Origin of the sequence: Streptomyces sp. NRRL S-378, assembly GCF_000720645.1 — a bacterium.
Lineage (GTDB): Bacteria > Actinomycetota > Actinomycetes > Streptomycetales > Streptomycetaceae > Streptomyces.
The window spans coordinates 16203-36273 of sequence record NZ_JOBX01000037.1 but is presented as its reverse complement, the minus strand read 5'-3'; the positions used below and the strand labels follow the sequence as shown (position 1 = coordinate 36273).

The 20071-nt window shown below is 73.1% G+C and carries 18 protein-coding genes; 5 read left to right on the top strand and 13 right to left on the bottom strand.

The features are described 5' to 3' along the window. Positions 1–30: 30 nt before the first annotated feature. The 3 genes from IH80_RS0124300 to IH80_RS0124290 form a co-directional block, all read right to left on the bottom strand. Entirely contained in the window at positions 31–1506 is a 1476-nt protein-coding gene (locus IH80_RS0124300) for a hypothetical protein (RefSeq protein WP_030963285.1), read from the bottom strand. Positions 1507–1669: 163 nt separating this feature from the next. Beyond that, positions 1670–3214 (bottom strand): MFS transporter, encoded by a 1545-nt coding sequence (locus tag IH80_RS0124295; RefSeq protein ID WP_030963284.1) that lies wholly within the window; start codon positions 3212–3214, stop codon positions 1670–1672. Beyond that, positions 3211–3762, bottom strand: a complete 552-nt coding sequence (locus tag IH80_RS0124290; protein ID WP_030963283.1) for a TetR/AcrR family transcriptional regulator — start codon at positions 3760–3762, stop codon at positions 3211–3213. Before IH80_RS0124290 ends, IH80_RS0124295 begins: the two co-directional genes overlap by 4 nt. Positions 3763–3853: 91 nt before the next feature. On the opposite strand from IH80_RS0124290, the gene IH80_RS0124285 reads away from it, so the two are divergent. Beyond that, complete coding sequence (locus tag IH80_RS0124285) at positions 3854–4363, top strand: HAD domain-containing protein (RefSeq protein WP_030963281.1); 510 nt, start codon at positions 3854–3856, stop codon at positions 4361–4363. 102 nt (positions 4364–4465) lie between these two features. Beyond that, positions 4466–5638, top strand: coding sequence for a hypothetical protein (locus IH80_RS41000; protein WP_030963280.1), 1173 nt, complete (start codon positions 4466–4468; stop codon positions 5636–5638). Positions 5639–5781: 143 nt separating this feature from the next. On the opposite strand, the gene argH is transcribed toward IH80_RS41000, so the two are convergent. Both argH and IH80_RS0124270 read right to left on the bottom strand, forming a co-directional pair. After that, positions 5782–7212, bottom strand: a complete 1431-nt coding sequence (argH, locus tag IH80_RS0124275; protein WP_030963279.1) for an argininosuccinate lyase — start codon at positions 7210–7212, stop codon at positions 5782–5784. Positions 7213–7310: 98 nt separating this feature from the next. Beyond that, positions 7311–8504, bottom strand: coding sequence for an argininosuccinate synthase (locus IH80_RS0124270; protein WP_030963277.1), 1194 nt, complete (start codon positions 8502–8504; stop codon positions 7311–7313). Positions 8505–8684: 180 nt separating this feature from the next. On the opposite strand from IH80_RS0124270, the gene IH80_RS0124265 reads away from it, so the two are divergent. Further along, positions 8685–10148: a hypothetical protein gene (locus IH80_RS0124265; protein ID WP_051809874.1), complete on the top strand. Its 1464-nt coding sequence runs from the start codon at positions 8685–8687 to the stop codon at positions 10146–10148. 84 nt (positions 10149–10232) lie between these two features. Beyond that, complete coding sequence (locus IH80_RS0124260) at positions 10233–10934, top strand: L,D-transpeptidase family protein (protein WP_199819304.1); 702 nt, start codon at positions 10233–10235, stop codon at positions 10932–10934. On the opposite strand, the gene IH80_RS0124255 is transcribed toward IH80_RS0124260, so the two are convergent. The 8 genes from IH80_RS0124255 to IH80_RS0124220 all read right to left on the bottom strand — a co-directional run bounded on the left by IH80_RS0124255 (position 10921) and on the right by IH80_RS0124220 (position 19122). Continuing rightward, positions 10921–11835 carry a hypothetical protein gene (locus tag IH80_RS0124255; RefSeq protein ID WP_030963273.1) on the bottom strand — a complete coding sequence of 305 codons (915 nt, stop codon included), beginning with the start codon at positions 11833–11835 and terminating at the stop codon, positions 10921–10923. The two genes, IH80_RS0124260 and IH80_RS0124255, sit on opposite strands and share 14 nt — an antisense overlap. 80 nt (positions 11836–11915) lie before the next feature. Continuing rightward, positions 11916–12452: an arginine repressor gene (locus IH80_RS0124250; protein WP_030963272.1), complete on the bottom strand. Its 537-nt coding sequence runs from the start codon at positions 12450–12452 to the stop codon at positions 11916–11918. Positions 12453–12459: 7 nt separating this feature from the next. Further along, on the bottom strand, positions 12460–13665 hold the full coding sequence (locus IH80_RS0124245; protein WP_030963270.1) for an acetylornithine transaminase: 1206 nt from the start codon (positions 13663–13665) through the stop codon (positions 12460–12462). Next, a complete protein-coding gene (gene argB, locus IH80_RS0124240) occupies positions 13662–14594 on the bottom strand; it encodes an acetylglutamate kinase (protein WP_030963268.1) in 933 nt (310 codons plus the stop codon). The genes IH80_RS0124245 and argB overlap by 4 nt, the downstream gene beginning before the upstream one ends. Next, complete coding sequence (gene argJ, locus IH80_RS0124235; RefSeq protein WP_030963267.1) at positions 14591–15763, bottom strand: bifunctional glutamate N-acetyltransferase/amino-acid acetyltransferase ArgJ; 1173 nt, start codon at positions 15761–15763, stop codon at positions 14591–14593. The genes argB and argJ overlap by 4 nt, the downstream gene beginning before the upstream one ends. Further along, entirely contained in the window at positions 15760–16788 is a 1029-nt protein-coding gene (gene argC, locus IH80_RS0124230; protein WP_030963266.1) for an N-acetyl-gamma-glutamyl-phosphate reductase, read from the bottom strand. Before argC ends, argJ begins: the two co-directional genes overlap by 4 nt. Before the next feature lie 268 nt (positions 16789–17056). Continuing rightward, positions 17057–17632 carry a histidine phosphatase family protein gene (locus IH80_RS0124225; protein ID WP_030963265.1) on the bottom strand — a complete coding sequence of 192 codons (576 nt, stop codon included), beginning with the start codon at positions 17630–17632 and terminating at the stop codon, positions 17057–17059. Positions 17633–17664: 32 nt separating this feature from the next. Further along, on the bottom strand, positions 17665–19122 hold the full coding sequence (locus IH80_RS0124220; RefSeq protein ID WP_037880973.1) for a PLP-dependent aminotransferase family protein: 1458 nt from the start codon (positions 19120–19122) through the stop codon (positions 17665–17667). Between IH80_RS0124220 and IH80_RS0124215 the strand changes: the two genes are divergently transcribed. Continuing rightward, the gene (locus tag IH80_RS0124215) at positions 19121–20050 is read left to right on the top strand and encodes a DMT family transporter (RefSeq protein WP_030963261.1); all 930 of its coding nucleotides are present in this window, start codon (positions 19121–19123) and stop codon (positions 20048–20050) included. The two genes, IH80_RS0124220 and IH80_RS0124215, sit on opposite strands and share 2 nt — an antisense overlap. The last annotated feature ends 21 nt before the right edge of the window (positions 20051–20071 follow it).

Sequence of the window (20071 nt, the reverse complement as noted above, 5' to 3'; positions counted from 1 at the left end):
CCCCGGCGGTCCCCGCGGTTCCCGTGGCCCTCACTGTCGCCGCAGTGACCGGCTGACGCCCGCCGCCGTCGTGGTGGCGAGGATCCAGCCGGTCACGATGAGCAGGTACGACAGCCACTGGTGCCAGCCGCTCGGCGCGAAGGCCTGTTCCTGGCCGAAACCGATGATCGGCAGCATCAGGTCGATGGTGTAGAAGACGGCGTTGAAGTCCGGAGCCTCGCCCTGCTTGAGCGGCCGGGGCTGCTCCAGCGTGAACGCGATCGCCCCGGTGAGCAGGAGCGCCGTCAGCCAGCCCGCCGCGCGCAGCGGCCGGAAGCCGTAGCCGACCGTCGCGTCCTGGAGGAGTCCCCACAGGCGGGTGTGCCGGGGCAGGGTGCGGCGGTGCCGGCGCAGTTTGGCGAGCATGACCGTACGGGCCGCCTCCTCGTCGCCCGCGGTGCGGTAGGCCGCGGCCAGCTGCTCGTACGGGTACGGGAGGTATCCGGGCTCGCCGGTCTCCAGCGCGGTCAGCCGCTCCGCCGCGGGCAGGTGGGGGCCCAGTGCGCGGTAGGTCAGGCCGTCCAGGCGCAGCGGGTCCCGCCAGGTGCCCGGCCGCATGTTCAGCAGGTCGACCTGTGAGCGGCGCAGGTTCACCGTGCCCCGTACGTCCTCGCAGGCGGGCAGCCACATCTCGCCGACCGTGCAGCTGGAGGCGCGCAGGGCGATGCCGCCCGGGTTGTCGAGGACGGCGTGGGCGAGGTTCAGGCGGCCGGGTATCCGGGAGCCGGTGAGGTTGAGGCGGCCCCGGGTCCGGGCCCGCGCGGCGTGGAGGTTGGTGCCGACCGTGAGGGTCTCGGCCTGGAGGGCGGTGCCGTCCGGAGCGAGCAGGTGGGCGTTGTCGAGGTTGACCTGGCCTCCGACGACGGCGCCGTTGAGGCGGAGCTGGCCGTGGACGGTCAGGTCGTTCGCGATGATGTCGGTGCCGATCTCCACGTGGTTGAGCTGGAGCGGCGGCTCGTCCGCCTCCTCGCCCGTCGCGGGTCCGACCACCGCGCCCTGCAGGAAGAGGCCCCCGGATATCTTGGCGCCCTGGAGCCGGACGGGGCCGCTGATGCGGCAGCAGGAGAGCCGCAGGACGACGTCGACGCGCAGGGTGGCGGCCGTGAGGCCGGGCAGGGTCGAGTAGCCGAGGACGAGGGCCTTCAGCTGGGCGCCGTACAGGAGCGGTTTGCGTTCGAACCAGCAGTCGCGCATCCGGATGGGATGGTCGACCACCGCGTAGCGGAGGTCGAGCTTGCCGACGATCCTCGCGCCCTTGATCTTGAGCCCGGCGACCCGGCCCTCCGCGGCGGGTGCGGCGCCCAGCAGGAGGGCGCGCAGCACCTCGGCGCGCAGGGTGCGTCCGGGTCCCCAGCCGGCCCCGTCCACGGAGCTGTCCTCGGGGTGCTCCCGGAAGTCGACTCCGTCGCCGCGCGGGAAGGCCTCCCATACGCGGCGCTCGGCCGGGGTCAGATCGTTGATCTCCATCGCCGGGATGGTGTCCCGGAGTTCGACGGGCTGTCAACTCGTTCCGGAGCACCGGCCCTTGGCCCGGAGCACCGGCCCTTGGCCCGGAGGCAGCCCTGCCTGGAGCGGCCGGATGCCGTGGGGCCCCCTGCAGTGGGCCGAAGCATCGTCAGGTGTCCGATCGTCAGTGCTCGACGCCGCCCTGGAGGCGCTGGCCCCGGAGCAGGAACCAGGCGGCCGCGGCGGTGGCCAGGAGTACGGCCGCGCCGACGCCGGAGGCGAGGCGCAGGCCGTCGACGAAGGCCTCCTGGGCGGCGCCGACCATGTGGGCGGCGGTGTCCGGGTCAAGCGTCCTGGCGGCCTCCACGGCTCCACCGAGGGATTGGTGCGCGGCGTCGGCCACCGGCCCGCCGACGGAGGCCGGGGCGGTGAAGCCCTGGTAGACACCGGTGACGATGGAGCCGAGCAGGGCGATGCCGAGGGCGGCGCCGAGCTCGTACGCCGTCTCGGAGACGGCCGAGGCCGATCCGGCCTGCTCCTTGGGCACGCTGGAGAGGATCACGTCGGCGGTGACGGTGAAGGAGAAACCGGCGCCGAGGCCGACGACGAGCAGGGCCGCGCCGAGCAGCGGGTAGCCGCTCTCCTTGTGGATCACGGTCAGGACGGCCAGGGCGGCACCGATGGCGGCGAGGCCGCCGGTGACGACGGAGCGCACCGAGTACCTGCGGGCGTACCGGCCCGCGACCAGGCCGGTGGCCACCGCGCCGATGGCGGCGGGCAGTTCGGCCAGGCCGGCCTCCAGCGGGCCGCGGCCCTGGACGAGCTGGAGGAACTGGGAGAGGAAGAAGACCAGTCCGGACAGCCCGAAGACGGTGAGCAGGTCGGCGAGGACCGCGCCGGAGAAGCCGCGGTGGCGGAAGAGCCGCATGTCGAGCAGCGGGGACGGCAGGGTGAACTGGCGGCGGACGAAGCCGTACAGCGCGCCCGCGCCGAGGACCGCGGCGACCGCGACCTCCCAGGTCATGCCGTGCGTGGCGGCTTCCTTGACGGCGTAGACCACGCCGATGACGCCGACGAGGGACAGGCCGACGCTGAGCAGGTCCCAGGGGCCGGCGACCGGGTTCTTGGACTCGGGAAGGAGCTTGGTGCCGACGAGGACCAGGGCGATCATGACGGGGAGGTTGATCAGGAAGACCGAGCCCCACCAGAAGTGCTGGAGCAGGGCTCCGCCGACTACCGGGCCGACGGCCGCGCCGGCCGAGGCGGTGGCCCCCCAGATGCCGATGGCGAGGCTGCGCTCCCTGGGGTCGGTGAAGATGTTGCGGATCAGCGCGAGGGTGGAGGGCATCAGGGTGGCGCCGGCCACGCCGAGCAGGGCGCGGGCGACGATCATCATCTCGGGGCTGCCGGCATAGGCGTTCAGGACCGAGACGGCGCCGAAGGCGGTGGCTCCGACGAGGAGCAGCTTCTTGCGGCCGATCCGGTCGCCGAGGGAGCCCATGGACACCAGGAGCCCGGCGATGACGAAGGAGTAGATGTCGCCGATCCAGAGCAGCTGGGTGCCCGACGGCTTGAGGTCTTCGCTGAGGGAGGGCGTGGCGAGGCCGAGGACCGTGGCGTCGACCGCGACGAGCAGCACGGCCAGGACGAGCACGGAGAGCGCGAGCCAGCGTCCGCGGCCCTTCTCCTCCACCCCCGTCTGGCGTATCAGCTGTTCGGTACGGCTCATTTCTCCACACTCCGTCGGACGCCACCGAGCAGCAGCTCGATGATCATGTACTGGAAGTCCTTGGCGGCGACCCGGCCGTCCATGACGGCCCAGGCGCAGCTGCCGATGAGGCCGTAGAGGGCCTCGGTGAGCCAGGCGGGGCTCAGGTCGATCCGGATGTCGCCCTCTTCCTGGCCGCGCCGGAACAGGGCGATCACGCGGGCGTCGAGCCGGGCCCAGCCCTCGTTGACCTCGTCGCCCTCGAACAGCTGGTTCTCGGTGACGAGGAAGGCCAGCAGCTCGGCGTTGGGTTCGGCCTCGGCGACGAGGCGCCGGAGCGCCTCCACCGCGGTGCCCTCGCCGAGGCGGGCGTTGTCGAACGCCACCTCGAACTCGCGGATGCCGAGGTCTTCGAGGGCGCGTACGAGGGCGTCGCGTCCGGCGAAGTGCCGGTGGAGGGTCGCGCGGCCGATTCCGGCGGCGCGGGCGACCTCGTCCATCGTGGCGGTCGATTTGCGGGAGAGCAGGGCGGCCGCGTCGCGGAGCACCTGGTCACGATCCATGGCCATGAGACAAGCATACCCCGATTGAGACATGGACGTCTCATTCTTTGGAGAAAATGGGCTGCTCCCGGGGCGCCCGGAACGGAATCCTGCCGAAATGAAGCCACTGCTGCTGATCGACGTCGACGGACCTCTGAACCCCTACGCGGCCCAGCCGCAGCGCCGCCCCGCGGGCTACTCCACCCACCGGATGCGGCCGACGGGCTGGACGGAGAAGGAGCGTGCGAAGCCGCTGCGGGTCTGGCTGAACCACGGTCACGGCGCGGAACTGCTCGCGCTCGCGGACGTCTACGAGCTGGTCTGGGCGACCACCTGGAAGGACGAGGCCAACGACTGGATAGGCCCGCATCTGGGCCTGCCCCGGCTCCCGTTCATCGACTGGCCGGTGATGCACGGCCGGGCGCCGCGCGGCACCTTCTGGAAGACCCAGTACATCCTGGAGTACGCGGGCGAGCGGCCCTTCGCCTGGATCGACGACGACATCACGGCGATGGACCGCGAGTACGTGGACCAGCGCCACCCCGCGCGGACCCTGCTGCTGCACATCGACGAGCGGGTCGGCCTGGTCCGCGAGGACTTCGACGCACTGGCGGTCTGGGCGGCGTGACAGGGGGCCGGGCCCACGCCGCGGGCCGGGTTTTTGATCATGCCGGGGCAGCGACTTAGCATGCACATGCCCCCCCTTCGACCGTACCGACGAAAGCGACCCATGCGCCTTCAGCGGATCCTCGCCGCGACCGCCGCCCTCGGATGCCTCGCCGCACTCGCCGCGTGCAAAGAGAGCGGGCAGCCGGACACACCGGCCGCAGCGTCCTCCTCGGCCTCTGCCTCCGACACGGGCCCGCTGGCCGCGGCCCAGCAGTACCTGCGCCAGTTCGCCAACTGCGACGACCTGAGCGAGCGGCCCGACGACCCCCGGATACCCGCGGCCGACTTCCCCAAGGCGGGACAGTGGTCGGTGAAGGAGCTGGGCGTCTGCAGCGACAAGGTCCGGCAGGGCGAGATCGTCATCGCCGTCCCCACGGACATGAAGCAGTTCCAGGAGCGGTACAAGCAATACGTCCTGGACCGGATCGGCGGCGGGGACGGCGCGTACGGACTGGAGAGCCGGGTCCTGATCGGCAAGGGCTTCGTCGCCTTCCCGACCAGCACCAAAACGGCGCTCGCCCTGGTCCGCTCCGACCTGCGGGTCCTGACGTGCAACCCGACCGCCCCCGTCCCCGAGGGCTACAAGCGGGAGAAGCCGCTGGTCGAGCACTGCAACCTCAGCGACTTCGTCGGTTCCGAGGACGGCTCGGGCAGCCCCAACCTCGAAACCCCCCAGGACCCGGCGGGCGGGGGCGAGAAGGCGGGGCAGCCGAAAACGGGCAGTCTCGGGCTCCCGCGTGCCGGCAGCATCGCCGAGCTGCGCACGCTCGTGGGCAACAGCCTCGACTGCCAGAAGCACTTCTCGACCGACCCCGAAGCCGTCGCGATCGAGTCGATCGACTACGCGCCGGTGGTGACGGGCAACGCCCTGGACTGGGGCGTGACGGGCCGTGCCCTGTGCGGGCAGCCCGCCACGGGGCAGCGCGCCCGCGACCTGAGCTGGCTCGACACCGTCGGGGACATGCGGAAGCTCCAGACCAGGGCGAAGGCCGCCCAGCTGGCCGACTACAAGGACGACGGCAGGCTCAGGCAGACCGCGAGCCGGCTGCTCGTCGGGGAGAACATCGCCGTGGAGACCAACAGCCCGTCCTCCCGTCACGGCCTGTACCAGCTGCAGTTCCTGTACCTGAACTGCATTCCCGGCTTCTCCGCCCCCGCGGGCTACCGGCTGGAGAAGTCCCTGGTCGAGGGCTGCGTCCTGACCAACTACGAGCCGGACCACCCGCTCGGCTGAGCCGGAGGCGGACACACCGGAGGGGCGGCCGGAGCACAGTGCTCCGGCCGCCCCTCCGGGCATTCCGCCGCGTGCGGACGTACAGGCCCGGACCCGGGTCGGCGGGCGTGCGGGCCGCAGGGCGGCGGGGGCAGTGGGGACGGCTACTGCTTGTGGACCGCCCAGGCGTGCTGGATGACCAGATCGGCCTTCAGCTCCGTGAGCTGGACCGCGACCGCCGAGGGTGCGGTGCCGCCGCGGCCCTTGCGGGAGGCGAGCGCGCCCTTGACGTTGAGGACGGTGCGGACCTCGGGGGTCAGGTGCTCCGAGATCTTCGCGAACTGCTCGTCCGTGAGCTCGTCCAGCTCGATGCCGAGCCCCTCGCACTCCTTGACGCACTCGCCGGCCACCTCGTGCGCCACCCGGAACGGGACGCCCTGCTTGACCAGCCACTCCGCGATGTCGGTGGCGAGGGAGAAGCCGGCCGGGGCCAGCTCCTCCATCCGCTCCCGGTTGACGGTGAGCGTGGCCATCATGCCGGTGAAGGCCGGCAGCAGCACCTCGAGGGTGTCGCAGGAGTCGAAGACCGGCTCCTTGTCCTCCTGGAGGTCCCGGTTGTAGGCCAGGGGCAGCGCCTTGAGGGTGGCGAGCAGGCCCGTCAGGTTGCCGATCAGACGACCGGACTTGCCGCGCGCCAGCTCCGCGATGTCCGGGTTCTTCTTCTGCGGCATGATCGACGAGCCGGTGGAGAAGGCGTCGTGCAGCGTCACGAAGGAGAACTCCTTCGTGTTCCAGATGATGATCTCCTCGGCGATCCGGGACAGGTTGATCCCGATCATCGCGGTGACGAAGGCGAACTCGGCGACGAAGTCGCGCGAGGCCGTACCGTCGATCGAGTTGCCCACCGAGCCCCGCTCGAAGCCCAGCTCCGCGGCGACCGCCTCCGGGTCCAGGCCCAGCGAGGAACCGGCCAGCGCGCCGGAGCCGTACGGCGAGACCGCCGTCCGCGTGTCCCACTGCCGCAGCCGCTCGGCGTCCCGGGACAGGGACTGCACGTGGGCCAGTACGTGATGGGCGAAGAGCACCGGCTGCGCGTGCTGCAGGTGGGTGCGGCCCGGCATGGCCACGTCGGCGTGGCTCTCCGCGAGAGCGACCAGCGCGTCCTGCAGGTCCGCGATCAGACCGCCGATGATCCGGGCGTGGTCGCGCAGGTACATCCGGAAGAGGGTGGCCACCTGGTCGTTGCGGGACCGGCCGGCGCGCAGCTTGCCGCCGAGCTCGGCACCGAGCCGCTCCAGCAGGCCCCGCTCCAGTGCGGTGTGCACGTCCTCGTCGGCGATGGTGCCGGTGAAGGAGCCGTCGGCGACGTCGGCCTCCAGCCGGTCCAGGCCGTCGATCATGCGCTCCAGCTCGTCGGAGGTGAGCAGCCCCGCCGTGTGCAGCACGCGGGCGTGGGCGCGCGAACCGGCGATGTCGTACGGCGCGAGGCGCCAGTCGAAGTGGACCGACGCGGACAGCTTCGCGAGGGCCTCGGCGGGACCATCGGCGAACCGGCCGCCCCAGAGCCGGACGTCACCAGCGTTGTTGCTGCTCACAGCTACTGCTCCTCAAGACTGCATGTATGGATGTGCAACGGCCTCCCCGCCGCGGAGGTAACGGGGAGGCCGTCTTCGTGCGGGCTTGGTGCCGGGGATCAGGCCAGGTCGCGCTTGGCCGCGATCTTCGACGACAGGGCGAAGATGTCGATGAAGCCCTGCGCCTTGGTCTGGTCGAAGGTGTCGCCGGTGTCGTAGGTCGCGAGGTCGAAGTCGTACAGCGACTGCTCGGACCGCCGGCCGGTGACGACGGCGCGGCCGCCGTGCAGGGTCATCCGGATGTCACCGGTGACGTGTTGGTTGGCCTCGTCGATGAAGCCGTCCAGCGCCCGCTTGAGCGGGGAGAACCACAGTCCGTCGTAGACCAGTTCGCCCCAGCGCTGCTCGACCTGCCGCTTGTAGCGGGCCAGCTCGCGCTCGACGGTGACGCTCTCCAGCTCGGAGTGGGCGGTGATCAGCGCGATCGCGCCCGGGGCCTCGTACACCTCGCGGGACTTGATGCCGACGAGACGGTCCTCGACCATGTCGATCCGGCCGACGCCCTGGGCTCCGGCACGCTCGTTGAGCTGCTGTACGGCCTGCAGGACGGTGACGGGCCGGCCGTCGATGGCGACGGGCACGCCCTCCTTGAAGGAGATGACGACCTCGTCGGCCTCGCGCGGCGTGGCCGGGTTCGAGGTGTACTCGTAGATGTCCTCCACGGGACCGTTCCAGATGTCCTCCAGAAAGCCCGTCTCGACCGCCCGTCCGAAGACGTTCTGGTCGACGGAGTACGGGGACTTCCGGCTGGTCGCGATCGGAAGGCCCTTCTCCTCGCAGAAGGCGATGGCCTTGTCCCGGGTCATGGCGTAGTCACGGACCGGGGCGATGCACGTGAGGCCGGGGCCGAGGGCCTGGATCCCGGCCTCGAAGCGCACCTGGTCGTTGCCCTTGCCGGTGCAGCCGTGGGCCACGGTCCGGGCGCCGTGCTTCTTCGCGGCGGCCACCAGGTGCTTGACGATGACCGGCCGGGAGAGGGCCGAGACCAGGGGATACCGGTCCATGTACAGGGCGTTGGCCTTGACCGCCGGGAGGCAGTACTCGTCGGCGAACTCGTTGCGGGCGTCGGCGACCTCGGCCTCGACGGCGCCGCAGGCCAGCGCGCGCTTGCGGATGACGTCGAGGTCCTCGCCGCCCTGGCCGACGTCCACGGCCACGGCGATGACCTCGGCGCCCGTCTCCTCGGCGATCCAGCCGATGGCGACGGAGGTGTCCAGGCCGCCCGAATAGGCGAGTACGACGCGCTCGGTCATGGGACTCCTCCTCGTCCGTGCGGGGCTTACAACGACAGGCATAACTATGCACTGCTCCGTATGTTTCGTCAATCGATGTCGACGTCTCCCCCCTGCGCGCAGAGCGGATATTCCGCGCCCGCGACCTCGGCCGCCGCCTACGATCAGGGCTCGAACGGCCTTGGGGAGAGGTGGCGACAGATGATCCGCGGGGGACCCGGCACACCCGGCACCGATGCCGCGACGGGGCGCGCCCTGGCCGACGGGCTGATGGACGGGTGCGCCGCTTCGGTGCCGCCGCCGGGTGCGGGTCCGGACGTCTGGCTGTCCTTCGCGGAGCAGGTTCGCCGTACGGGCCACGGCGGGCGGCGGTTCCCGGTGCCGGCGCCCCCGGCGCTGCGGCTCTGCCACCCCCGGGGGTGGATCCGCGAGGCGGCCCTCGCCGAGCCGGACGCCCCCGTGGAGCTGGTCGCCGTCCTGACCACCGACTGGGCCGCTCCCGTAAGGGACCGGGCCCGCGCCCTCCTGGAACGCACCCTCCACGCCCGCCCGGAGGCCACCCTCCGGGCGGTGACCCCGCTCGCGCTGCGGCTCGGACGGCGTGACCGCGGCGGATGGATCCTGGACCTGTTCGAGGAGAACCTGCGCCGGCAGGCCGAGGCCGCCCCGCCGTCCTGGTGGCACCTGCCCGGGCCGTCGGCCCCGCCGGCCGGCCCGGCGGAAGCCGTCCTCACCGGCCTGCTGGGGAGCCCCGACCGGCGGGCCCGGCAGTTCGCCGTCCGGCTCGCCCTCACCGGCCCCGGCCGGGCCGACGCCCTGGAATGCGCCCGGCGGGCCGCCGCCGAGCCCGACCCGGCGACGGCCGCACTGTGGACCGACGCCGCCATGGCCGCGCGCGGGTCCGGGGACGACGCGGTGATCGACCTCCTCACCGGTGCCCGTGTCCCCGCCGTGCGCGCCGCCGGGGTCACCGCCCTGCGCCGGGCCGGCCGCGCCGCCGAAGGCGTCGGGCACCTCGCGGACCGTTCCGGGTTCGTGCGGGCGTGCGCCCGCTGGCTGGTCGCCCAGGACGGCGGCGACGCCCACGAGCACTACCGCTGGCTGGTGTCCGACCCGGCAGGACCGTCCCCGTACGCGGTGGCCGGACTCGCCGAGTGCGGCCGCGGCGAGGACACGGACCTGCTGCGCGGGCTCGTGGCACACCCCGCCGGACCGGTCCGGGCCGCCGCTCTGGCCGGGCTGCGGCGCCGCGAGGCCGTCGTGGCGGACTCCGTCCTGCTGGCGCTGCTCGACGACCCGGCGCCGTCCGTGGCCCGCGAGGCGAGCCTGGCCCTGCTGCCGGCGATCCGGCGCCTGGACCCCGCGCACCTCGCCGAGCGGCTGGACGTACGGGGTCCGCTGCACGTCCGGCGCGCCGCCTTCCGGCTGCTGCGCGCCCGGGGCGGGATCCACGCGCTGCGGGCGTCCGTCGCACTGATCGACGACTGGCACCCGAGGACGCGCGAGACGGCACGGGCCGCGGTGCGCGCCTGCCCGTGGCATCCGGCCCGGTTCGCCGGGGAGGCGGACACCGCGGAACTGGCGGCCCTGCTCAAGCGGTCGGCGAAGCTCTTCCACGACCACGACCTCGGCCTGCGCCGCAAGCGGTTGGGCGTCAAGGGGTGAATTCCCCCGCCCGGGCCCATCGCAGCCGGCCCGCACGGCCTGCCTGCACCGCCCCCGCCCCTTCCTGCGCGTACCGTCGGGGACGTGCTGCGTACCGCTCTCGTCACGGGCTCACTGATCGTCACCACCCTGCTCCCGCAGGGCGCCGGGGCCGCGCCCGGGCCCCTGCCCGCGCGTCTCGCCGACACCGGCGGCGGCAGTCAGCTGATCACCGCCGTGGCGCCCGCGCCCGGCTCCACGACCGGCCGCCTGACCTGGTGGGACCGGCGGGCCGGGCGCTGGTACGAGGCCGGAAGCGCGCCCGCCCGGTTCGGGGCGGGCGGCCTCACGGAGGGCCCGACCCGTACGCAGGGCACCGGCACCACCCCGACGGGCCTGTACGCACTGCCGTACGCCTTCGGGATCCGGAGGGCGCCGGCCGGGACGGAGTACGGCTACCGGCGGGTGACCGCGGACTCCTGGTGGTGCCAGGACAACGCCTCGGCCGCCTACAACCGCTGGGTGGAGCCGCTGCCCGCGGACTGCGCGCCCGGCGAGGCCGAGCACCTGGTCACCTACGAGAAGCAGTACGCGCACGCGCTGCTGATCGCCTTCAACTACGACCGGCCGGTGCGCGGCCGGGGGGCCGGGATCTTCCTGCACGTCAACGGCAAGGGCGCCACGGCCGGTTGCGTCTCGGTGCCCGAGCGGGACATGCGGGCGATCCTGCGCTGGGCGGACCCGGACCGGCGCCCGCACATCGCGATCGGCACGCAGGACGGGCCGCTCGCGATCACCCGCTACTAGGGGAGGCGGAACCGGGCGCGGCGTCGGGCTCTTCCTCGTCGGAGGCCCGGTACTCGTACGCGTCCTCCCACCAGACCTTGTCGTCCAGCCACTGGTCGTCACCCTCGTCGTCCGCTTCCTCGTGGACGACCGCGTCGACCCCGCGCCACGTGCAGCGGTCGCCGACGCTCCGCAGCACCCGCACGCGCTGCTCCTCGTCCAGCGCTGCGAAGGCCGGGTGCACCGCGGAGCGCACCAGGTCCCCCAGCGGGTCGCCGGGCTCCGTGCGCGCCCGGACCACCCTGCGGGCCTTTTCGGCCAGCAGCAGCGCCGCCAGACCGAAGGCGGCCACTACGGTCCAGGCCCCTTCCCGCAGACCGTGCGGGCGACCGGTCACCAGAAGTGCGCCCGCCAGGAGCCAGAACAACATCACCAGGGCGATGCCCGCACAACTGCAGCAGGCCAGCAGCAGGTTCCCCTCACCGTCGGGCATCCGCGGGATGCCGGGCAGCAGGGCGTCCCGTTCGCGCCGGTAGCCTCTGAGGCGCTCCAGGTAGTCCTCCTCGCACCACTGGATCCAGCCGATCGAAACGGGCTCGGGATCGTGCCGGCGCACGGCCTCCAGCAAGGCGGCGGGCAGCGGATGGGCGGGCGTGCACGCGGGGTCGCGGCCCTGCTCCGTCAGGAACGCCGCCCCTTCCCCGTCGATCCGGAGGTATCCGTCGAGGACGAGTTCGGCGGCGGCCGCCTCGGTCGCCTCGTTGCGCAGCACGGCCGCGTGGTACGGCTCTGGCTCGACGGCGGCGACGAGCCGGAGCGTCCGGCTGCGGACCCGGGCACGGCGCCACCACAGCAGGCCGATCGGCGCGTAGACGACGGCGGTCACGGCGGACACCAGTAGGGCGAGGGTGAATTGGCGCACGTCCCGAGGCTATGCGGGCGGGATCCGGCCCGGCACCGGGATTTCCCGCGCACCGGACCACCCCGGACCTGCCCGCCCCCTCAGCCTTCCTTCTGCGCCAGCCGCAGGAGGTGGTCGGCGAGGGCCTGGCCGCCCGACGGGTCCCGGCTGATCAGCATCAGGGTGTCGTCGCCGGCGATCGTGCCGAGGATCTCGCGGAGCTCGGCCTGGTCGATGGCCGAGGCAAGGAACTGCGCGGCGCCCGGCGGGGTGCGCAGTACCACGAGGTTCGCGGAGGCCTCCGCCGAGATGAGCAGTTCACCGGAGAGGCGCCGCATGCGCTCCTCCTTCGCGGACTCGCCGAGCGGGGCCTGCGGGGTGCGGAAGCCGCCCTCGCTGGGTACCGCGTAGATCAGCTCGCCGCCGGTGTTGCGGATCTTCACCGCGCCCAGCTCGTCGAGGTCCCGGGAGAGCGTCGCCTGGGTGACGCTCAGCCCGTCGTCGGCGAGCAGCTTCGCCAGCTGGCTCTGCGAGCGGACCGGCTGCCGGTTGAGGATGTCCACGATCCGGCGATGACGCGCCGTGCGGGTCTGCGGGACGGCCTGCCCGCCGTGCTCGTTGTCCTGCGCCTGGCTCATCGTCGTCTCATTCTCCGGATCCGTCCCCGCCTGCTGCATCGAGAATGCCGGGCAGTGCCCGGACGAACGCGTCCGCCTCGGCCTCGGTGAGCACGTACGGGGGCATGAGCCGTACGACGTCCGGGGCGGGCGCGTTGACCAGGAAGCCGGCGTCCTGGGCCGCCTGCTGCACCTCGGGTGCGAGCGGCTGGGTCAGCACGATACCCAGGAGCAGTCCGGCGCCCCGGACGTGGGATACCAGTGGGTGTCCGGAGGACTCGATTCCGGAGCGCAGCCGCTCGCCCCGCGCCTTGACCCGGTCGAGGAGGTCCTCGGCGGCGATGGTGTCGATGACGGCGAGTCCGGCGGCGCAGGCGACCGGGTTCCCGCCGAAGGTGGTGCCGTGCTGCCCGGGCTTCAGGAGGTCGGCGGTGGGCCCGAAGGCGACCACGGCGCCGATCGGCAGGCCGCCGCCCAGCCCCTTCGCCAGGGTGACGATGTCGGGCTCGACGCCCTCGTGCGCCTGGTGCTCGAACCACTGTCCGCAGCGGCCGATGCCGGTCTGGACCTCGTCGAGGACCAGCAGCGTGCCGGTGGCCCGGGTGATCTCGCGGGCGGCCGTCAGGTACCCGGCAGGGGGTACGACGACGCCGTTCTCGCCCTGGATCGGCTCGATGACGACGAGCGCGGTCTCCTCGGTGACGGCGGCCCGCAGGGCCTCGACGTCGCCGTAGGGGACGTGGGTGACGTCGCCCGGCAGGGGCAGGAAGGGCTCCTGCTTCTTCGGCTGGCCGGTGAGCGCGAGGGCGCCCATGGTCCGGCCGTGGAAGCCCCCGTCGGTGGCGACCATGTGGGTCCGCCCGGTCAGCCGGCCGATCTTGAAGGCGGCCTCGACGGACTCGGCGCCGGAGTTGCAGAAGAAGACCTTGCCGGGACGGCCGAAGAGCTGGAGCAGCCGCTCGCCGAGCGCGATGACCGGCTCGGAGGCGAAGAGGTTGGAGACGTGGCCGAGCGTCGAGACCTGCTCGGTCACTGCCGTGACGATCGCCGGGTGGGCGTGGCCGAGGGCGTTGACGGCGATGCCGCCGACGAAGTCGGTGTACTGCTTGCCGTCGGCGTCCCACACCTGGGCGCCGCGGCCGCGTACGAGGGCGACGGCGGGCGTGCCGTAGTTGTCGGTCAGCGCGTCCCGCCACCGTGCGCCGTACTCCTGGTTGCCGGTGCCCTGCGTCATGCTGCTCCCCCTGGCTGCTGGTCGGGCACGACCATCGTGCCGATACCGGAGTCCGTGAAGATCTCCAGCAGGATCGAGTGCGGGATCCGCCCGTCGAGGACGCGGGCGGTGCCGACGCCGCCGCGCACGGCGTGCAGGCAGCCCTCCATCTTGGGGACCATGCCGCTGGACAGCTCGGGCAGCAGCTTCTCCAGCTCGCTGACGGTGAGCCGGCTGATGACCTCGTCGCTGTTCGGCCAGTCGGCGTAGAGGCCCTCGACGTCGGTGAGGACCATCAGCGTCTCGGCGCCGAGGGAGGCCGCGAGGGCCGCGGCCGCGGTGTCGGCGTTGACGTTGTAGACGTGGTGGTCGTCGGCGCTGCGGGCGATGGAGGAGATGACCGGGATCCGGCCGTCGGCCAGGAGCGCCTCGATGGCGCCGGTGTCGACGTCGGTGATCTCGCCGACCCGGCCGATGTCGATGAGCTCGCCGTCGATCTCCGGGCTGTGCTTGGTCGCGGTGATGGTGCGGGCGTCCTCGCCGGTCATGCCGACGGCGAGCGGCCCGTGCTGGTTGAGCAGCCCGACCAGTTCGCGCTGGACCTGGCCCGCCAGGACCATCCGTACGACGTCCATGGCCTCCGGGGTCGTCACGCGCAGGCCGGCCTTGAACTCGCTGACCAGGCCCTGCTTGTCGAGCTGGGCGTTGATCTGCGGGCCGCCGCCGTGCACGACGACCGGCTTGAGCCCGGCCTGGTGCAGGAAGACGACGTCCTGGGCGAAGGCGGCTTTGAGGTCCTCGTCGATCATGGCATTGCCGCCGAACTTGATGACGACGACCTTGCCGTTGTGGCGCCGGAGCCAGGGCAGGGCCTCGATGAGGATCTGCGCCTTGGGCAGGGCGGTGTGCTTGCGGGCGGTGCCGGGCCGGCCGGCCTTGTCGTCGCTCATGAGGAGTAGGCGCTGTTCTCGTGGACGTACTCGGCGGTCAGGTCGTTCGCCCAGATGACGGCGGATTCGCCGCCGTGGGACAGGTCCGCGGTGATGCGGACCTCGCGGTCCTTCATGGAGACCAGGTCGCGGTCCTCGCCGACCGAGCCGTTCCTGCAGACCCACACGCCGTTGATGGCGACGTTGAGCCGGTCCGGGTCGAAGGCGGCCCGGGTGGTGCCGATCGCGGACAGCACGCGGCCCCAGTTGGGGTCCTCGCCGTGGATGGCGCACTTGAGCAGGTTGTTGCGGGCGATGGATCGGCCGACCTCGACCGCGTCGTCCTCGCTGGCCGCGCCGATGACCTCGATGCGGATGTCCTTGCTGGCGCCCTCGGCGTCGCCGATCAGCTGGCGGGCCAGGTCGTCGCAGACCTTGCGGACCGCGTCGGCGAAGTCCGCGTACGCGGGGACCTCGCCGGACGCCCCGGAGGCGAGCAGCAGCACCGTGTCGTTGGTGGACATGCAGCCGTCGGAGTCGACCCGGTCGAAGGTGGTGCGGGTGGCGGAGCGCAGCGCCTTGTCGAGGACGGCCGAGTCCACGTCGGCGTCGGTGGTGAGGACGACGAGCATGGTGGCCAGGCCCGGGGCGAGCATGCCCGCGCCCTTGGCCATGCCGCCGACCGTCCAGCCGTCCTGGGACACGGTGGCCGTCTTGTGCACGGTGTCGGTGGTCTTGATGGCGATGGCGGCGGCCTCGCCGCCGTCCTCCGACAGGGCCGCGGCGGCGGTCTCGATGCCGGGGAGCAGCTTGTCCATGGGCAGCAGGACGCCGATCAGGCCGGTGGAGGCGACGGCGATCTCGCCGGCGTTGTGCTCGCCGCCGAGGCCGTTCTCGTTGAGCGTGGCCGCGACCTTCTCGGCGATGGCGTGGGTGTCCTGGAAGCCCTTGGGCCCGGTGCAGGCGTTCGCGCCGCCGGAGTTGAGGACGACGGCGCTGACGGTGCCGCCGCGCAGGACCTGCTCGGACCAGTGGACGGGCGCGGCCTTGACGCGGTTGGAGGTGAAGACGCCCGCGGCGGCGAGGCGCGGCCCGTTGTTGACCACGAGGGCCAGGTCCGGGTTGCCGTTGGCCTTGATTCCGGCGGCGATGCCCGCCGCCGTGAATCCCTGTGCAGCCGTAACCGTCACGGCGCGACTCCAATCGTCGAAAGCCCGAGCTGCTCGGGCAGCCCGAGGGCGATGTTCATGCTCTGCACCGCACCGCCGGCGGTGCCCTTGGTGAGGTTGTCGATGGCGCTGACGGCGATGATCCGCCCGGCGGACTCGTCGTGGGCGACCTGGATGTGGACGGCGTTGGAACCGTGGACGGACTTGGTGGACGGCATCCGGCCCTCGGGCAGCAGGTGGACGAAGGGCTCGTCGGCGTACGCCTTCTCGTAGGCGGCGCGCAGCGATTCCCCTGTGGTGCCGGGCCGGGCCTTGGCCGAACAGGTGGCGAGGATGCCGCGGGCCATGGGCACGAGGGTCGGCGTGAAGGAGACGGAGACGCGCTCGCCCGCGAGCGGGCTGAGGTTCTGCACCATCTCGGGCGTGTGCCGGTGGCCGCCGCCCACCCCGTACGGGGTCGCGTTGCCCATGACCTCGGCGCCGAGCAGGTGCGGCTTGAGTGCCTTGCCCGCGCCGGAGGTGCCGGTGGCGGCGACGATCACGGCCTCGGGTTCTGCGAGCTGCGCCTGGTAGGCAGGGTAGAGCGCGAGGGAGACGGCGGTGGGGAAGCAGCCGGGGACCGCGATCCGCTTGGCGCCCTCCAGTCCGGCGCGGCCGCCGGGCAGTTCGGGGAGGCCGTAGGGCCAGGTCCCGGCGTGCGGGGCGCCGTAGAACCGGTCCCAGTCCGCGGCGTCCTTGAGGCGGTGGTCGGCTCCCATGTCGACGACGAGGACGTCGTCGCCGAGCTGGGCGGCGACGGCCGCGGACTGGCCGTGCGGGAGGGCGAGGAAGACGACGTCGTGGCCGGCGAGGGCCTCCTGGGTGGTCGCCTCCAGGGTGCGTCCGGCGAGCGGCACGAGGTGCGGCTGCAGGGAGCCGAGGAGCTGTCCGGCGTTGGAGTTGCCGGTCAGCGCGCCGATCTCCACCTCGGGGTGCGAGAGCAGCAGGCGCAGGACTTCTCCGCCCGCGTACCCGCTCGCTCCGGCCACCGCTGCACGTACCACCATCGGACCCTCCTCATCGATGGCATGACTATACGTAGGTCCGCACGTTTATGCAATGTCGTCGATCTCGGCGGGAGGGTCACGCGCGGGACGGGGGCGCGGCACGCGCCCCCCGGAAGATGTCTAGCAGGAAAGGCCCCCGCCCGGCGGCGAATCCGCCGGTGGCGCCGGGAGCCGGTCTTCAGGCCCGGGCCGGGTCCGCCGCCGGGCGGTTCGCGAGGAACCGTTCACGCCGGGGCGGGGCACGCCGGGGCCATTCACAAGGAGCAGGTCACGCCGGGGCCTGCAGGCAGAGGTGCCACTGGCCGGGGCAGCCGGTGAGGGTCATCGTCGACAGCGGCCGGACGTCCACGTTCCAGTAGGTCAGCGGGGGCACCTGCAGGGCGTAGACCAGAGCGGCGCGGACCACCGAGGGCTCCGCCACCGCCACGATCGCGCCGCCGTCCTCGGCCGGCCGGGTGTCGAGCCACCCGCCGATCCGCGAGATGAAGGCGAGCAGCGACTCTCCTCCGTGCGGGGCGGCCAGCGGGTCGCTGAGCCACTGGTCGACCGCGTCGGGCTCCTGGGCGGCCACCTCGCCGAGGGTCAGCCCCCGCCAGCGGCCCATGTCGCACTCGCGCAGCGCCGGCTGGGCCAGGGGCGCGTACCCGAGGGCCTCACCGGTGGCCCGGCTGCGCGGGGTGGGCGAGCAGTAGCGCAACTCGGCCGCCGCCAGGGGGACCAGGCCCTGCGCGGCGGACTCCACCGACCGCCAGCCGGCTCCGTCCAGCGGGCGGTCGTCGTCGAAGCGCTCGGCGAGCAGCGAGGAACTACGGGCTGCGGCAACGAGCGAGACCCGAACATGCATCTGGTGATGGTGGGCCGCGCGGTAGCGGTGGGTCAAGCGTCCAAGGCCAGGCCGCCGCCCGGCTCCTCGCCCAGGCCCGCCCTCAGCCGCTGGACGGCCTCCACCAGTTCAGCGGGGCCGGAGACCCCGGCGAAGCTCAGCCGGACGTACGGAGCGGGCGGTTCGGCGCAGAAGTAGGGGCGGCCGGGGGCCACCGCGACACCGGCGCGCAGGGCCGCGGCCGCGAAGGACGCGTCGTCGCCCCCACCGGTCATCCTGGCCCACAGCTGGTAGCCCCCGAGGGGCGGATGGGGCACGGTCAGGCCGGGCAGCTCCCGCCGCAGCGCGCCGGCGAGCACGTCGCGGCGGTGGCGCAGTTCGGCGGCCACCGTGCGCAGGTGGCGCGGCCAGGCGGGCGCGCCGACCAGTTCCAGGGCCGCCTCCTGGAGCGGCCGGGGCACGAAGAAGCTGTCCACGACCTGGACGGCGCGCAGTCGCTCCACCACGGGGCCGCGGCCGGCCAGTGCGCCGACCCGCAGGCTGGGCGAGGTGGCCTTGGTCAGGGACCTGACGTGCACGACGACACCGTCGTGGTCCTCGGCGGCCAGGGTCGCGGGCAGCGGCCCGGAGTCGTCGTGGCCCAGCGCGCGGGCGTAGTCGTCCTCGACCACGAAGGCCCCGGCGGCCCGGGCGATCCGCAGCACCTCCGGGCGCCGCCCGGGGGCCAGGACGGCGCCGGTTGGGTTCTGGAAGAGCGGCTGGCAGACGAACACCCGCGCCCCGGTCGCCTCGAAGGCGGCGGCCAGCAGGTCCGGCCGGACCCCGTCGGCGTCCACCGGCACGGGCACCGGCCGGCACCCGGAGGCGCGGGCGATGGCCAGCAGCCCGGGGTAGGTCGGGGACTCCACGAGGACCGGCGCCCCGGGCGGGGCCAGCGCCCGCAGGGCGGTGGTCAGTGCGCTCTGCCCGCCCGCGGTCACCAGTACGTCGGCGGCCGCGACCACGCCGCCGATCTCGCGGGCGAACCAGTCGCGCAGCTCCGGCAGCCCCTCCACGGGCGGCCGGTCCCAGGCCCCGGGGCGGCGCCCGGCCCGGGCGAGCGCGGCGGCCATGGCCCGCTCGGGCTGGATGGAGGCGTGCAGGTACCCGCTGTTGAGGGCGATCACCGAAGGCGGCGGCGCGGCCAGGCAGGCCAGCACCCCGGAGGCGTCCACCGATCGCGGAACGATGTCGCCGGCCCCCTCGGCGCTGAGGGCGACCTCCTGCCAGGAGGTGTCCCCGGCCGCCGGCAGCGGCGTGCGGGGCGCTGCGCGGAAGACGCCGGCTCCCGGCCTGGTGACGACGAGACCCTCCGCGGCGAGCTGGGCGAGGGCCCGGGAGACGGTGACGGGGCTGACCCGGTAGCGCTCGACCAGGGCCCTGCTCGACGGCAGCTTCCCGCCTATTGAGTAGCGGTTCAGTTCGGACCTCAGTGAATCTGCCAGCTCCGCGACACTGCTACGCTCATACATGACAGCACAGAATAGCGCTACTCTCCCGAACGCGATAGCGGTGAAGAACCCGCTGCTGCGGGGTACGGCTCTCGCCTCGCTCGGCGTCGTCGCCTTCTCGCTGACCTTCCCCGCCACCGCCTGGGGCCTGGAGAGCTTCGGTCCGTGGTCGCTCGTGGCCCTGCGCAGCGTCCTCGCGGCCGCGGTCGCGGGCGTCTTCCTGCTGGCCCGCCGGGTCGCGCCGCCGGCCCGCGAGCACTGGGCGGGGCTCGCCGTCGTCGCCGGCGGTGTGGTCGTCGGCTTCCCGCTGCTGACGACCCTGGCGCTGCAGACGTCCACCACCTCGCACGCCGCCGTCGTCGTCGGCCTGCTTCCGCTGACCACGGCCGCACTGTCCGCGCTGCGCACCGGCACCCGGCCCCCGCGGGCCTTCTGGGCCGCCGCCGTGGCCGGGGCCGCGGTGGTGCTCGGCTTCACCCTGGCGCAGAGCGGCGGCTCCCTCTCCGCCGGCGACGCCTGCCTGTTCGCCGCGCTGCTGGTGTGCGCGGCCGGGTACACCGAGGGCGGGCGGCTCGCCCGCGTCCTGCCGGGCTGGCAGGTGATCGGCTGGGCCCTGGTGCTCTGCCTGCCGCTCAGCGCGGCCGGCTCGGTGCTCGGGCTCGCGTACGAACCGGTCCACCTCACCGGTCACGGCCTGGCCGGACTGGTCTGGGCGGCGGCCGGCTCGACCTTCCTCGGCCTGTACGTCTGGTACCGGGGCATGGCCGAGATCGGAGCGCCCCGGGCCAGCCAGCTCCAGCTCGCGCAGCCGCTGCTGACCCTGGTCTGGTCCGTGGCGCTCCTCGGGGAGCACCTCGCCCCCGCGGCACCGGCCGCGGCCTGCGCGGTTCTCGTCTGCATCGTGGTGACCCAACGGGTCAAACAGCCTCGGAACGACCTAAACTGCTAGCACCGGATCGGAGCGCCACCG

Bases quoted from the DNA above. Each gene is read 5' to 3' on its own strand.
- IH80_RS0124220 (WP_037880973.1), bottom strand. From the start codon at position 19,122: ATGTATGAGCGTAGCAGTGTCGCGGAGCTGGCAGATTCACTGAGGTCC.
- IH80_RS0124225 (WP_030963265.1), bottom strand. From the start codon at position 17,632: ATGCATGTTCGGGTCTCGCTCGTTGCCGCAGCCCGTAGTTCCTCGCTG.
- IH80_RS0124265 (WP_051809874.1), top strand. From the start codon at position 8,685: ATGATCCGCGGGGGACCCGGCACACCCGGCACCGATGCCGCGACGGGG.
- IH80_RS41000 (WP_030963280.1), top strand. From the start codon at position 4,466: ATGCGCCTTCAGCGGATCCTCGCCGCGACCGCCGCCCTCGGATGCCTC.
- IH80_RS0124215 (WP_030963261.1), top strand. From the start codon at position 19,121: ATGACAGCACAGAATAGCGCTACTCTCCCGAACGCGATAGCGGTGAAG.
- IH80_RS0124300 (WP_030963285.1), bottom strand. From the start codon at position 1,506: ATGGAGATCAACGATCTGACCCCGGCCGAGCGCCGCGTATGGGAGGCC.
- argB (WP_030963268.1), bottom strand. From the start codon at position 14,594: ATGAGCGACGACAAGGCCGGCCGGCCCGGCACCGCCCGCAAGCACACC.
- IH80_RS0124290 (WP_030963283.1), bottom strand. From the start codon at position 3,762: ATGGCCATGGATCGTGACCAGGTGCTCCGCGACGCGGCCGCCCTGCTC.
- IH80_RS0124250 (WP_030963272.1), bottom strand. From the start codon at position 12,452: ATGAGCCAGGCGCAGGACAACGAGCACGGCGGGCAGGCCGTCCCGCAG.
- IH80_RS0124295 (WP_030963284.1), bottom strand. From the start codon at position 3,214: ATGAGCCGTACCGAACAGCTGATACGCCAGACGGGGGTGGAGGAGAAG.
- IH80_RS0124285 (WP_030963281.1), top strand. From the start codon at position 3,854: ATGAAGCCACTGCTGCTGATCGACGTCGACGGACCTCTGAACCCCTAC.
- IH80_RS0124270 (WP_030963277.1), bottom strand. From the start codon at position 8,504: ATGACCGAGCGCGTCGTACTCGCCTATTCGGGCGGCCTGGACACCTCC.
- argC (WP_030963266.1), bottom strand. From the start codon at position 16,788: ATGGTGGTACGTGCAGCGGTGGCCGGAGCGAGCGGGTACGCGGGCGGA.
- IH80_RS0124245 (WP_030963270.1), bottom strand. From the start codon at position 13,665: ATGACGCAGGGCACCGGCAACCAGGAGTACGGCGCACGGTGGCGGGAC.